The organism is Micromonospora sp. USAFONa4 (assembly GCF_057197825.1).
This window is the reverse complement of sequence record NZ_CM170072.1, coordinates 2756320-2769377: the sequence shown is the minus strand read 5'-3', so window position 1 is coordinate 2769377 and position 13058 is coordinate 2756320. Positions and strand designations below refer to the sequence as shown.

The following is a 13058-nucleotide window of genomic DNA, read 5'->3' as shown; positions in this document are numbered from 1 at the left end:
CGCGTGGCGGGGCGAACTATGATCGGACGGTGTCCGAATCCTCCCTCGCGGAAATGCTCCGCGCCCGTGGGCTACGGCTGACGGCGCAACGGCAGTTGATCCTCCAGGCCGTGCTGGACCTGGGGCACGCCACCCCGGAGCAGGTGCACACCGCCGTCCGGGAGGTGGCCGCAGGGGTCAACATCACCACCATCTACCGCACGCTGGAGCTGCTGGAACGGCTCGGCCTGGTCACCCACACCCACCTCTCGCACGGCTCGCCGACCTATCACGCGGCCGGCGAGGACCAGCACGTCCACCTCGTCTGCCGGGGCTGCGGCGCGATCGACGAGATCGATCCGGAGCTGCTGCGCCCGCTGGCCGACCAGTTGGCGAGCCAGCGCGGGTTCCGGGTGGACATCGGCCACGTCTCGTTCTTCGGCCTCTGCGTCCGCTGTGAGAACGGGGACCGGAAATGATCGACATCGCGGGCGCGGTGAGCGTCGAGAGCATCGACGAGGCCAGCCGCGACCAGCCCGAGCCGGCGCACGCGGCGGCCGGCGTGCGGGGCGTGGCGGCGCACTACGGCGATCCGATGCGCGAGCAGCGCACCCTCGACACGGCGGTCGGCCTGGTCGACCGGTCGCACCGGGGCGTCGTCGCGGTGCCGGGCGAGGAACGGATCGGCTGGCTGCACACCCTCACCAGCCAGCACCTGGCGCAGCTCGGCGCCGGCCAGGGCACCGAGCTGCTGGTGCTCTCCCCGCACGGGCACGTCGAGCAGCACGCCATGGTCGCCGAGGACGGCATCACCACCTGGCTCGACACCGAGCCGGGCGCCACCGCCGGCCTGCTGTCGTACCTGGAGCGGATGCGGTTCTTCAGCAAGGTCGAGCCGCGCGACGTGACGCCCGAGCACGCGCTGCTCTCCCTGGTCGGGCCGGAGGCGCCCGCCGCAGCGGAGACGCTTGGCGCGACCGGGCTGGCCGCGCCCGACGTGGTCGCGGTGCCGGGCCCGAAGTTCCGCTCCGGCGAGCTGCCGCCCCGGCCGACCGCGCTCTACGACGTGCGCCCGCTGCCCGTGGGCGGCTGGGCCCGCCGGGGCCCGCTCGGCGTGGACCTGCTGGTGCCCCGGGCCGCGATGGAGCAGGTGGTCACCCAGCTGCGGGGCAACGGGGTGCCGGTCGCCGGGCTGTGGGCGTACGAGGCGGTGCGGGTGGCCGCCCGGCGGGCCCGGGTCGGGGTGGACACCGACCACCGGACGATCCCGGCCGAGGTGGACCTGGTCGCCCCGGCCGTGCACCTGGACAAGGGCTGCTACCGGGGCCAGGAGACCGTCGCCCGGGTGCACAACATGGGCCGGCCGCCGCGTCGGCTCGTACTCCTGCACCTGGACGGGGTGACCACCGACCAGCCGCCGGTCGCCGGCACGCCGGTGACCCTCGACGGCCGGGCGGTCGGCTTCGTCGGCACGGCCGTGCACCATCACGAGCTGGGTCAGGTCGCCCTGGCCGTGGTCAAGCGCAACGTCGCCGACGACGCCCGCCTGCTCATCGGCGAGACCGCCGCCGCGATCGATCCGGCCTGACCGCCTCTCGGCGAAAGAATCTCTGCTTAGGGGCGCTGAGGCCGGAAAAGTTCCGGTCGACTGGCCCGCCGGCCTCGGTCTAGGATCCGGGCATGACGACAGGGACGTTGATCACGGTTGCCCCCACCGGCGCGGAGTCGGCCAAGGCCGAGGTGCCGGCGCTGCCGGTGACGCTCGACGAGCTGCTGCTGACCGCCAAGGAGTGCGAGGCGCTCGGCGCCGCCGTGATCCACGTCCACATCCGCGACGACGAGGCCAGGCCCACCCTGGACCAGGGACGGCTGCGGGAGACCGTGACGGCGCTGCGGGAGAGCACCGACCTCGTCGTGCAGCTCTCCTCGGGCGGCGCGGTGACCGACCCGGAGGCCGACCGACTCGCCGTGCTCGACGCCGGGCCGGACATGGCCTCCTGCACGATGGGCACGCTCAACTTCGGCGACGACGTCTTCCTCAACCGGTGGGAGTTCATCGTCGACCTGCACACCCGGATGCAGGAGCGCGGCATCGTGCCCGAGTACGAGATCTTCGACCTCGGCCACCTGACGGCACTGCAACGGCTGCTCGGCAAGTACGGCCTGCCTGCCGGCGGGCACGTGCACGTCGACTTCGTGATGGGCGTGCCGGGCGGCATGCCGGGCACCACCCCGGCCCTGGTCGCCGCCCACCAGGCGCTGCGCGACCTGCCCGAGGGCACCACCTTCTCCGCCACCGGCATCGGCCGCAGCACCATCCCGGTCATGCTGGCCTCGCTCTCGGCCGGCGGGCACCTGCGCGTCGGCATGGAGGACACGGTGACCTACGCCAAGGGCCGGCCGGTCGAGTCCAACATGCAGCTCGTCGCCCGGGCGGTCGGCTTCGCCCAGCTCGCCCAGCGGCCGCCGCTGACCACCGCCGAGGCGCGCGGGCTGCTCGGCTTGCCGGCCGCCGGCAGGTAAGCGGCGACCCGGGACGGCGCTGCTGTACACCGGGTCGTCGACGACCTGCTCACCCGCCCGCCGACCGCTGCCGGGGGTGCCGGTACCGTCCACCCTGTGGGAAAGACGTACGAGGGCGGCGCGCCGCTCGCCGAGGTGGTCCGGTCGGGGTTCGTCGAGGGCGTGCACCGGGGCTCGGTGGTGGTGCTCGACGCCTCGGGGCAGACGGTGGCCGGTGCCGGGGACGTGACCTCCCCGGTCTTCCCGCGCTCGTCCAACAAGCCGATGCAGACGGTCGGGATGCTCCGCGCCGGGCTGACGCTGGCCGACCCCGCCGACGTGGCGCTGGTCTCGGCCAGCCACGCCGGGGAGGAGTTCCACCTGGCCCGGGTCGGGGCGCTGCTCGCCCGCGCCGGGCTGGACGAGTCGGCCCTGCACTGCCCGCCGGACCTGCCCGTGGGCGACGAGGCGCGAACGGCCGTGCTGCGGGCCGGTGGCGGCCCCACCCGTACGCAGATGAACTGCTCCGGCAAGCACAGCGGGATGCTGCTGACCTGCCTGGCCGCCGGCTGGCCGCTCGACGGGTACTGGCGTCCGGAGCACCCGTTGCAGCAGCGGCTCCGGGACGCGGTGGAGGAGTTCACGGGCGAGCCGGCTGCGGCGGTCGGGGTGGACGGCTGCGGCGCCCCGGTGCTCGCCGTATCGCTGGCCGGCCTCGCCGGGGCGTACCTCCGGCTCGTCTCGGCGGAGCCCGGCACCGTGGCGCGGACGGTGGCCGACGCGATGCGCGCCCACCCGGACCTGGTCGGCGGTACCCGGGCCGAGGACAGCCGGCTGATGCGGGGAGTGCCCGGGCTGCTCGCCAAGATCGGCGCCGAGGGGGTCGTCGCGGCGGCGGTGCCCGGGGTCGGCGCGGTCGCCCTCAAGATCGACGACGGCGCGGGCCGCGCCCGGATGCCGGTGCTGGTCTCCGCCCTGCGCCGCCTCGGGCTGGACGCGCCGGTGCTGACCGAGTACGCCGAACTGCCGCTCTTCGGCGGCGGCCTGCGGGTCGGCGCCGTCCGGCCCCTCTGGTAGCCGTTACGCCCGTCGTCGCGACGTTCACCGGGCGCGCGGCCGGGCGGTGGACCGCTTCGCTGGGCCACCGGCGGCTGCCTACCGTGCAGTCGCACGTCACCACCAGAGCCACTGGGCACCGTGTCGGTGCTGCTGGGTGGTCGGGATGGTGTCGACGATCCCGTTTCCGCGATGTTCCTTCGCGGCGTCACGGCACGCGGCTCTCACAGCCTGACGCTCCCTGCTGGTCCAGACAGCGTTGATGAACCAGCGCGGGGGACCTCCACCAGCGATCAGCCCCCGCAGGCCGGTTCGCGGGTGATGCGGACCGTCTTTGTCCGTACGAGACATGGTTGCCCCCTCCAGGGGCCGCGGACGCGGCCACCTAGCGGGGGTGGAAGGCGGCGCCGATTCTTGTCAGCGGGTCGACGACCACATCGTCGTCAGGGTGGAGAGCCATGGTCGTCACTCGTATCCCATGGCCGGGACGACCTCGCCGAGTGCTTCTTCGATGAACTCGCGGGTCTCGTCGTCGAACTGGTCGTTGCGCTGCGCCAGCTTGTGTGCCTGGAACGTCGAACGGGTGTCGAAGTCGTGGACGCCGAGCCGCTCGAACAGGGCGCGGCGCTGCCCGGGCCAGTCGGCTGCGAGATCCTCCGCCTTCACCTCGACGTATCGCCTGCCCGTCAGGTCGACCGTGTCCTTCCACGTGAGCCACCGATCGTAGATCGGCTTGAGGTAGGCGAGCGCACCGTCGACCGTGGACGGCGCCCATGGCTGGGCCAGATGGGATGCGAGCACCGACACCGGGTGACGTTTGATGTGCACGATGGTCGCCTCGGGGACCAGTTCCCAGAGGAACTCCATGCACAGCAGGTTGAACGGCGTCTTCTCGCACCAGGTCGGCTTGCCCGCGTCGGCAGCTGCTCCGCCGAAGATGGTGTCGACCAGGCCACGGAGGATTCCGAGGAGTTCGCCCCGGTCGTTGAAGTACCTGGGAACCACCCGCCGGCGGCTCAGCGGCGCGAACGGCCCGGCCGGACGGTCGGCGTCGCCGAAGCCTTCGGCGGGCGCAGGTTCGTCGAAGGTGTACGCGATCAACTGCGGCCAGAGTCGTTCCACCGCGTCCCGGTAGCGCCGCTCGCCGACCAGTTCGGGAACGGTCCTGCCGCGATCGTCGCGCCGGCCGGGCACCCGTACGGTGAGGAAGTCGCTGAGCCGGTGCAGGGCGTCCTCGCCGACGGTGGGGTCGTATCGACCGGTGAGCGCGTCGGCCAGGTCCCGCAGGCCGCCCGGGTCGACGAGGAACCTGGTCTCCATGGGGATCCGGTGGATCAGCGGATGTTCGCCGATGATGTCGGCGAGCCGTGACGTTCCCGAACGACCCGTACCCGCAACGAAGACGGGTGAGGGGGAAGGAGACATGGCGAGCAGTCAAACTCCCGGCCCGGAGCCCGGGCAATCCATTTATCCCCTTCACCCGTTCGACGCGGGCCGAGAGGCTGGCCGGCCGATCGGCAAGGACCGCCTCCGCTGCGGGCCTGGCGGGCGTCCGGCCGGCGCGCCGCCCACCTCGCACCTCGCGGAGGCGGGCGACGGGGCGGGTGTCAGGGCAGGAAGTCGAGCAGGGCGGCGTTGACCGGGGCGGGGCGCTCCAGCGGCAGCAGGTGGCCGGCGTCGGGCACGTCGGGCAGGCGGACAGCGTCGGGCGCCTCGGCGGCGATCCGGTCGGCGAGGCGGCTGATGTCGGGCACGTCGGCCGCGCCGGCGCCGACCAGGACGGGCATCCGCAGCTCGCCGAGGCGACCGATCGCGGGCGGGTCGAGTTCGGCGACGTCGACCGCGCTGAGCGCCAACTCGGCGGCGAGCGCCCGCTGGTCCATCTCGCGGGCGAAGGCGAGCAGCTCCGGGTCGACGTCGGCGGGCTCGCGGCCCGGGCCGACCACCCAGAAGCGCACCTCGCCGTCGGCGCTGGCGGCGAAGTCCTCCGGGTCGACCTCGCCCACCAGGCTCTCCCAGAGGTCGTTCGCCTCGTCCGACCATTCGTGGCCCGAGGCGGCGGTGCCGAGGAGGGCGAGCGCGCTCACCCGCTCCGGGTGGGCCAGCGCGGTGTCGATGGCGACGGCGCCGCCGAACGAGCAGCCGACCAGGGCGGCCCGGGGGAGGTCGAGCGCGTCGAGCAGTCCGGCCACGTCGTCGTGGTGGGCGAACGGAGTCGGCGGTAGCTCGGAGTCCCCGTAGCCGCGCAGGTCGAGGGCGATCACCCGGTGCCGCGCGGCCAGCGGGCCGACCTGCTCCCGCCACATCCGCCGGTCCGCGATGCCGGCGTGCAGCAGGACGACGGGCGTGCCGCTGCCGGTGTCGTCGTACGCGAGCAGGGCGCCGTTCACCTCGATCTTGGTCACTGCGGCAAGGTACGCACCGGGAGACCGGGGCGCAACCGCCTTGTGCCGGCGCGGGCGTCGGGCGAGTGGTCCCAGGCGCGACCGCCGGGTGGTGCGGGGATCCTGGTCAGCGGCCGAACATCGGCAGGCAGGCCGCCACGCCGTGGACCGTTGCCGCCGGCCGCTCCTGCCGGCGCCACTTCGCGCGGGTGAGCCGTAGGCGATCGGACACGAGGGCCTCGTCACCGCGGGCGTCGACGGAGATGCCGTCGTGCTCGTAGCCGAGCTTGCGGGAGACCCCCTGGGACGAGTGGTTGTCCTGGAAGACCTCGGTCAGGGCGGCATCGGCGCCGAGGTGGTCGAAGGCCAGCGTGAGCAGGCCGGCGCGGGCCTCGGTTCCGTAGCCCCTGCCCTGGTGTTCGATCCCGAGCCACGACGACGTCGTGACCTGCCGGACCACCCGGAAGTCGCGTGCGCCGAGCGTGACCACGCCGAGCGGATCCCCGTGCCGGAAGACGCCGAGCCCGAGCCGCCACGCCGAGTCACTCCAGTCGCCGAGCCGGCCCCAGTGCCCCTGCAACACGGCGCGCGCCCGCTCCTCCGGCCCGCCGTCGGTCCACGGCGTCAGGAACGGGCGTTCGTCCGGGCGGTGCACGCCCCGGCCCGCGAGATGCGCGAGTGCCGCCAGTTCCTCCTCGCGGGGCAGGCGAAGCTCAAGTCGTGGCGTGGAGATGGTGAGGCCGTACAGGGGCCACAGGTCGGCGAGCACGGGCTCGATCGTGACGATCGGGACCGCGGTGACGCCACCGGTTTACCGACGGCGACCGGTCCGCCGCACCCTGCGCGGGCGTGGCCGGGGCGGCGGGATGAGACGTCGCTAACTCTGGTTAGCGTTCTGCTTGCAGGAGCTAGCAGGGCGCGTTAGCGTCGGGCCATGGCCACTGGTAAGGACCTTCCCGACGTCGGCGGGTTCATTCGCGACCTGCGCCGCAACGCGAAGATCTCGCTGCGGCAGCTCGCCGAGCAGGCGGGGGTCAGCAACCCGTACCTCAGTCAGATCGAGCGCGGTCTGCGCAAGCCGAGCGCGGAGGTGCTCCAGCAGCTCGCCAGCGCGCTGCGCGTCTCCACCCCCGCGATGTACCTGCGGGCCGGGCTGCTCGACGACAAGGAGGGCCAGGGCGTGCTCGCGGCCATCTCCGTCGACCCCGACCTGACCATGGCGCAGAAGCAGTCGCTCACCCAGATCTACGAGACGTTCCGCCGGGAGAACGCGCGGCTCGCCGAGGCGACCGCGGCGGCCACCGGCGCGACGCCCACCGCCGGCACCGACGCCGCCGCCGGCGCGGGCACGCCGGATCCCGTCGAGGCCGCGCCCGACCTGGCCAACCTCGCCGCCACGGGCCCCACCACACCGGAGGGCACCCCGACCGAGGCCGTGCTGGAGTCGGTCGCCGTCACCGAGGCCGGCCCCGCCCCCGCACCGATCGACACCCCCGAGAAGAAGGCCGCCCGCGACGCGGCCGAAGAGGAGAAGCGATGACCCAGCCGAAGACCAGCCGCATCCCGGCCCCGATCTACGCCGCCGCGGGCGCGGGCGAGCTCGCCCTCCAGCAGCTGCGCAAGCTCCCCGCCGTGGTGACCGACCTCGGCACCAAGGTCGTCGCCGACCTGGGTGGCAAGGCCGTCGTCACCGGCGTCGAGCTGCGCCAGAAGGCCAACGACACGCTGCGTACGGCGAACCTGACCGCCGAGGGCCTGCGCGAGAAGGCCGTCCCGACCGAGCTGGACCTGAAGCGCCTGCGCGAGGCCGCAGACCTGAACAAGCTGCGCGAGGTCGCCGACCTGGAGCGGCTGCGCGAGGTCGCCGACCTCGACCGGCTCCGCGCGCTGGCCACCCGCAACGCCGCCGTGGTGGTCGCCGGCGCCCAGGCCGCGCAGGAGCGGGCGCAGGCCGCGTACGTCGCGCTTGTCGCCCGGGGTGAGCGGGTCGTCGGGGCCGGCGTGCTGGAGGCCGCCGAGACCGTGAACGCCGACATCGAGGCGACCGGAGCCGAGACCGAGCCGGCCGAGGCCGTCGCGAAGCCGGCCACCGTGCGGTCCGTCACCGCCGACGTGCCGACCCAGGCCGTGACCACCGACGTGCCGACCCCGGCCGTGACCGACGAGGTGCCGACCCCGGCCGACGTGGCCGAGGTGCTGGAGGCCAAGCCGGCCGCCGCGAAGAAGGCGGCGACCCGGGCCACCAAGGCCGCCAAGGCCGCCGCCGAGCCGGCCGCCACCCCGTCGGCGAAGCTGCCCCGGGCCACCAAGCGGACCCGCCCGGCCGCCGAGTAGATCGTTCCGCCGGTGACCCCGGATGCGTCCTGTCGGACGTATCCGGGGTCACCGGCATAAGCTTGCCGACATGGCCTACGCCGCGCCGCTCTTCGCCTTCGATGTTCGCTACGTGATCGAGCTGATCCTGCTCGTCTTCGCGTTGATCGTGCAGGGCATCGCCCTGGTGCACGCCATCACCCAGCGTTCCGACGCCTTCGCCGCCATCGGCACCCTGCCCAAGGGCGGCTGGATCGCGATCCTCGCCGTCTGCCTGGTGCTGACCCTGCTCGGCTTCGGCCCGATCAGTCTCTTCGGGCTCGTCGGCATCGCCGCCGGCCTGATCTACCTGCTCGACGTCCGGGTGGGGCTGCGCGACCTGAGCGACGGCAAAGGCTTCTGGTGAGGGGTTTCCGCTGGCCGCCCCCACCGGACGGCGGGCCCCGCACCTGGGGGCCGGGCCCGGGCGCCCCGCGTACCGGCCGACCGGCCCTGCCGGAGCCGGACACCGAGCTGGTCGCCACGCCGCACGGCGTACACCTGGAGCAGCTCGTCACCGGCGCGGGTGACCCGGTCACGGTGTTCGCCCACGGGCTGGGCAACGGCATCGCCACCACCCGGCCGTTCGGCAGCGGGGTGACGGGCCGCAAGCTGTTCTTCCAGTTCCGCGGGCACGGCCGCTCCGACGCGCCGCCCGGCCCGTGGAGCTACCTGGACCTCGCCCGCGACCTGCGCGCGGTCGCCGACCTCGGCGGCGCCACCCGGGCCTTCGGCGCCAGCCTCGGCGCCGGCGCGCTCTGCCGGCTGCTCGCCGAGAGCCCCGAACGCTTCGAGCGACTCATCGTCTTCCTGCCCGCGGCGCTCGACCGGCCGCGCGGCGAGGTCGCCCGGGCCCGGCTGACCGCGCTGTTCGAGGCGGTGGAGAGCGGCGACGCCGCCGCCGTGGCCGACGTGGTCCAGGCCGAGCTGCCGCCCGCCGTACGCAACACGCCGGCCGGCTGGGCCTACCTGCGCCAGCGCCTCGACCAGCTCCTGCGCGACGGGCTCGCCCCGGGGCTGGCGAGCCTGCCCGAGCAGGCGCCCCTGCGCGACGCCGGTTCGCTGGCCGCCGTCACCGCGCCGGCCCTGGTGATCGGCTGTGCCGGCGACGACCTGCACCCGGTCGAGGTCGCCGAGCAGCTCGCCGCCGCGCTGCCCCGGGCCACCCTGCACGTGTACGACCGGCCCGGCGTCCTCTGGACGGAACGCGCCGACCTGCGCAGCCGGATATCGGCCTTCCTGAACGAGTAACGTGCCCTGACATGGGCGTCACACACCACGGTCGTACGCACCGGCTGGACCTCGCCGATCCGACACTGCGGGAGTGGGAGTGCACGGTGCTGCACGCCGATCCCGAGCAGGGCATCGTGCTGGACCGCTCGGCGTTCTATCCGGGCGGCGGCGGGCAGCCGCCGGACCACGGCGTACTGCTCTGGCAGGGGGTGCAGACCCGGATCGCCGGCACCCGCAAGGGCGACGACCTCTGGCTGATCCCGGTCGAGGGCGACCCGCTGCCGCCGGCCGGCACGGCGGTCACCGGCGCGGTCGAGGACGACCGGCGCACCCGGCTGATGCGGACCCACTCCGGGCTGCACGTGCTCTGCGGGGTGGTGTTCCGCGACTTCGGCGCGCTCGTCACGGGCGGCAACATGGAACCGGGCGAGGCCCGGATGGACTTCAACCTGCCCGAGGTGCCGTCCGACTTCAAGAGCCGCATCGAGGAGCTGGTCAACGCCGAGGTCGCCGCCGACCGGGCGGTGGCCGTGCGGGTGCTGCCCCGCGACGAGGCGCTCGCCCTGCCCGACATCATCCGTACCCAGTCGAACCTGATCCCGCCGGAGGAGCAGGAGGTGCGGATCGTCGACATCGTCGGGCTGGACGTCCAGGCCGACGGCGGCACGCACGTCGCCTCCACCGCGCAGATCGGCAAGGTGCAGGTGGTCAAGGTGGAGAGCAAGGGGCGGGCCAACCGTCGGGTCCGCGTACGCCTGGCGGACTGAGCCCCCGCGCGGTCGCCCGCCGCCAGCCGGTCGAGGGCAACGAGTCCGACTTGCGGTGACCCGGACCGGTGGGTCAGGGCGTGGCGGGACCTGGCGACAGGTGGGCGGCGCGCACGTCGAGCAGCCAGCGTTCCACGGCCGCCTCGTCCGGGCGGTCCGGCAGCGGGGTACGGATCCGGTCGAAGTCGCGTTCCGCCTCGGCGATCAGGGCCCGTGCCTCGGCCAACGCACCGCCGGCCACCCGCTCGCCGAAGCTGCGGAACCACTGCGGATCGGCGAGCCGGATCTCCAGCACGCCGGTGGCGTAGAGCAGCCGGCCCTGGTGCACCAGCCGGGCCAGGTGCCGGGCGTGCTTGGCGGTGCGCCGCCGGGTGTCGGCCGAGAACGTGCCGTCGCCCCGGGACTCCAGCTTGCGGAACTGCTGGCCGGCGTAGCCCAGGTAGGCGTCGCGGACGCGGGGCGCGCTGAGGAACGCCGAGCGGATGGCGACCAGCCGGTCGCCGAACTCCGTACGGGTCTCGTAGCAGTCCTCCGGCAACCAGGCCAGCTCGGTGGCGGTCGGGTTGCCGCTCAGCGCCAGGCGGCACCACTTCGCCGCCTCGTGCAGGGTGATGTCGGGATCGGTGGTCACCACCGACTCGCGGGGCGGGCGCAGCCCGTGGAAGGCGACGGTGGGCGCGGCGAAGACGCCGATCCGGTCGACGTCGGAGCCCGGCCCGGCCAGCCCGTACGCGACCGAGCCGACGATCCCGGAGAGCAGCAGGTGCATGCCGGCGAGCATGCCGGACGACACGCGTTCGCGAAACCGGACTTCGGCTGTCAGGTATCGCTGACAGGCTCGCCGCATGACGAAACCGCTGACAGGAAAGATCGCGCTCGTCGCCGGGGCGACGCGGGGCGCCGGCCGGCAGATCGCGGTGCAGCTCGGCGCCGCCGGCGCCACGGTCTACGCCACCGGCCGCAGCAGCCGGGCCGGTCGCTCCGAGATGGACCGCCCGGAGACCATCGAGGAGACCGCCGAGCTGGTCACCGCCGCCGGCGGCACCGGCATCGCGGTCCGGGTCGACCACCTCGTCCCCGAGCAGGTCCGCGACCTGGTCGCCAGGATCGACGCCGAGCAGGGCCGCCTCGACGTGCTGGTCAACGACATCTGGGGCGGTGACCCCCTGACCACCTGGGAGAAGCCGGTCTGGGAGCAGCCGCTCGACGCCGGCTTCCGTAGCCTGCGCCTGGCGATCGACACGCACGTCGTCACCGCCCACTTCGCGCTGCCGCTGCTGATCCGCCGCCCCGGCGGCCTGGTCGTCGAGGTCGGCGACGGCACGAAGGCGTACAACGACGACCACTACCGGCTGTCGGTCTTCTACGACCTCGCGAAGACGTCGGTCAACCGGCTCGCGTACGTCTGGGGGCACGAGCTGAAGCCGCACGGCGGCACCGCCGTGGCGCTGACACCGGGCTGGATCCGGTCCGAGGCGATGCTGGAGCACTTCGGGGTCACCGAGGAGAACTGGCGCGACGGCGCCGCCAAGGATCCGCACTTCCTCATCTCGGAGACCCCGGCCTTCGTCGGGCGCGCGGTCGCCGCGCTCGCCGCCGACGAGGACCGGGCCCGCTGGAACCAGGCGTCCGTCTCGGCCGGCGAGCTGTCCCAGGTGTACGGGTTCACCGACGTCGACGGCAGCCGGCCGGACGGGTTCCGCTACATCACCGAGGTGGTGGAGAAGGACAGACCGGCCGACGTGACCGGCTACCGCTGACCGGGCGCCACCCGGTAGACCGCAGCGGACCGCCTGGCGGCGTCGACCATCAGCTCCCGCAGGTCCGGCGGGTCGAGCACCTCCACCTCCGGCCCCAGGGACAGCAACTGGGGGTACGCGACGTCGACGGACTCGACGGGCAGGCGGGTCACCACCCACCCCTGCCCGTCGGGCTCGCCGGCCGCGGCGAGCGCCTCGTCGTACGCGAAGGGGGCGTCGGCGACGAAGCGGAGCCGGCGCAGGCCGACGGGGCTCAGCCGCACCGTGACCTCGGCCCGGAGCATGCCGCGCAGGAACTCCTCGGCCTGCTCCCGCCAGTATCCGGCCAGGTCGAAGCGCTCGTCCCGGTCGAAGGTCGCGGTCTGGACCCCGACGTAAGTGACCCGGTCCACCCGGTACGTGCGCACGTCGTCGCCGACCCGGCCCACGAGATACCAGACGCCGTTCTTGAGTACCAGCCCGTACGGCCGCACGGTGCGCGTCACCTCGTGGTCGCCGCGCCGGTAGCGCAGCTCGACGATCCGGTCCCGCCAGACCGCACCGGCCAGTTCGGTCAGCCACGGCGGCGGCCCAGCCTCCCGGAACCAGCCCGGCACGTCCAGGTGGAAGCGCTGCCCGGTGCGCACCGGCGCGTCGCGCAGGCTCGGTGGGAGCGCGGCGAGCACCTTCAGCTCGGCCGAGGCCACCGCGTCGGCGAGCCCCATGTCGCCCGCCGGTCCGGGCAGCCCGGCCAGGAAGAGCGCCTCCGCCTCGTCCCGGGTCAGCCCGGTCAGCCGGGTCCGGTAGCCGCCGAGCAGCCGGTAGCCTCCCGCGCGGCCCCGGTCGGCGTAGACCGGCACCCCGGCGGCGGAGAGCGCCAGCACGTCGCGGTAGACGGTCCGCTCGGAGACCTCCAGCTCCCGCGCCAGCTCCGCGGCGGTCATCGTCTCCCGCGCCTGGAGCAGCAGGACCAACGAGATCAACCGGGCCGCCCGCACGTGTCCATCCTGCCGTGCCCGCCCGACGTCCCCAGCCGGCGGTCCGCC

At 74.0% G+C, this 13058-nt stretch carries 15 protein-coding genes; 10 read left to right on the top strand and 5 right to left on the bottom strand.

Features of this window, described 5'->3' with window-relative positions:
* Positions 1-29: 29 nt before the first annotated feature.
* From AC0OO9_RS11955 to AC0OO9_RS11940, 4 genes are all read left to right on the top strand, one after another.
* Entirely contained in the window at positions 30-458 is a 429-nt protein-coding gene (locus AC0OO9_RS11955; RefSeq protein ID WP_132230754.1) for a Fur family transcriptional regulator, read from the top strand.
* Positions 455-1567: a CAF17-like 4Fe-4S cluster assembly/insertion protein YgfZ gene (gene ygfZ / locus AC0OO9_RS11950; RefSeq protein WP_484517279.1), complete on the top strand. Its 1113-nt coding sequence runs from the start codon at positions 455-457 to the stop codon at positions 1565-1567. The genes AC0OO9_RS11955 and ygfZ overlap by 4 nt, the downstream gene beginning before the upstream one ends.
* Positions 1568-1659: 92 nt before the next feature.
* Complete coding sequence (locus AC0OO9_RS11945) at positions 1660-2502, top strand: beta-keto acid cleavage family enzyme (protein ID WP_484517278.1); 843 nt, start codon at positions 1660-1662, stop codon at positions 2500-2502.
* 96 nt (positions 2503-2598) lie between these two features.
* The gene (locus tag AC0OO9_RS11940; protein WP_484517277.1) at positions 2599-3558 is read left to right on the top strand and encodes an asparaginase; all 960 of its coding nucleotides are present in this window, start codon (positions 2599-2601) and stop codon (positions 3556-3558) included.
* A gap of 444 nt (positions 3559-4002) precedes the next feature.
* Here AC0OO9_RS11940 and AC0OO9_RS11935 read toward each other — a convergent pair whose 3' ends face one another.
* From AC0OO9_RS11935 to AC0OO9_RS11925, 3 genes are all read right to left on the bottom strand, one after another.
* The gene (locus AC0OO9_RS11935; protein WP_484517276.1) at positions 4003-4857 is read right to left on the bottom strand and encodes a sulfotransferase family protein; all 855 of its coding nucleotides are present in this window, start codon (positions 4855-4857) and stop codon (positions 4003-4005) included.
* A gap of 287 nt (positions 4858-5144) precedes the next feature.
* Positions 5145-5942: an alpha/beta fold hydrolase gene (locus AC0OO9_RS11930; RefSeq protein ID WP_484517275.1), complete on the bottom strand. Its 798-nt coding sequence runs from the start codon at positions 5940-5942 to the stop codon at positions 5145-5147.
* Positions 5943-6048: 106 nt separating this feature from the next.
* Positions 6049-6690 (bottom strand): GNAT family N-acetyltransferase, encoded by a 642-nt coding sequence (locus AC0OO9_RS11925; RefSeq protein WP_484517274.1) that lies wholly within the window; start codon positions 6688-6690, stop codon positions 6049-6051.
* A 165-nt stretch (positions 6691-6855) separates the two neighbouring features.
* On the opposite strand from AC0OO9_RS11925, the gene AC0OO9_RS11920 reads away from it, so the two are divergent.
* The 5 genes from AC0OO9_RS11920 (at position 6856) to AC0OO9_RS11900 (ending at position 10273) form a co-directional block, all read left to right on the top strand.
* Complete coding sequence (locus AC0OO9_RS11920) at positions 6856-7461, top strand: helix-turn-helix domain-containing protein (RefSeq protein ID WP_484517273.1); 606 nt, start codon at positions 6856-6858, stop codon at positions 7459-7461.
* The gene (locus AC0OO9_RS11915; protein ID WP_484517272.1) at positions 7458-8255 is read left to right on the top strand and encodes a hypothetical protein; all 798 of its coding nucleotides are present in this window, start codon (positions 7458-7460) and stop codon (positions 8253-8255) included. Before AC0OO9_RS11920 ends, AC0OO9_RS11915 begins: the two co-directional genes overlap by 4 nt.
* A gap of 70 nt (positions 8256-8325) precedes the next feature.
* A complete protein-coding gene (locus AC0OO9_RS11910) occupies positions 8326-8640 on the top strand; it encodes a DUF2516 family protein (RefSeq protein WP_088998194.1) in 315 nt (104 codons plus the stop codon).
* Positions 8637-9524 carry an alpha/beta fold hydrolase gene (locus AC0OO9_RS11905; RefSeq protein WP_484517271.1) on the top strand — a complete coding sequence of 296 codons (888 nt, stop codon included), beginning with the start codon at positions 8637-8639 and terminating at the stop codon, positions 9522-9524. Before AC0OO9_RS11910 ends, AC0OO9_RS11905 begins: the two co-directional genes overlap by 4 nt.
* Positions 9525-9535: 11 nt before the next feature.
* Entirely contained in the window at positions 9536-10273 is a 738-nt protein-coding gene (locus AC0OO9_RS11900) for an alanyl-tRNA editing protein (protein ID WP_132230765.1), read from the top strand.
* A 73-nt stretch (positions 10274-10346) separates the two neighbouring features.
* Here AC0OO9_RS11900 and AC0OO9_RS11895 read toward each other — a convergent pair whose 3' ends face one another.
* On the bottom strand, positions 10347-11042 hold the full coding sequence (locus tag AC0OO9_RS11895) for a nucleotidyltransferase domain-containing protein (protein ID WP_484517925.1): 696 nt from the start codon (positions 11040-11042) through the stop codon (positions 10347-10349).
* Between the two features lie 76 nt (positions 11043-11118).
* On the opposite strand from AC0OO9_RS11895, the gene AC0OO9_RS11890 reads away from it, so the two are divergent.
* Positions 11119-12033, top strand: coding sequence for an SDR family oxidoreductase (locus AC0OO9_RS11890; protein WP_421455158.1), 915 nt, complete (start codon positions 11119-11121; stop codon positions 12031-12033).
* Here the strand turns inward: AC0OO9_RS11890 and AC0OO9_RS11885 are convergent.
* Positions 12024-13010, bottom strand: a complete 987-nt coding sequence (locus AC0OO9_RS11885) for a helix-turn-helix transcriptional regulator (protein ID WP_484517270.1) — start codon at positions 13008-13010, stop codon at positions 12024-12026. The genes AC0OO9_RS11890 and AC0OO9_RS11885 overlap by 10 nt on opposite strands.
* Between the last annotated feature and the right edge of the window lie 48 nt (positions 13011-13058).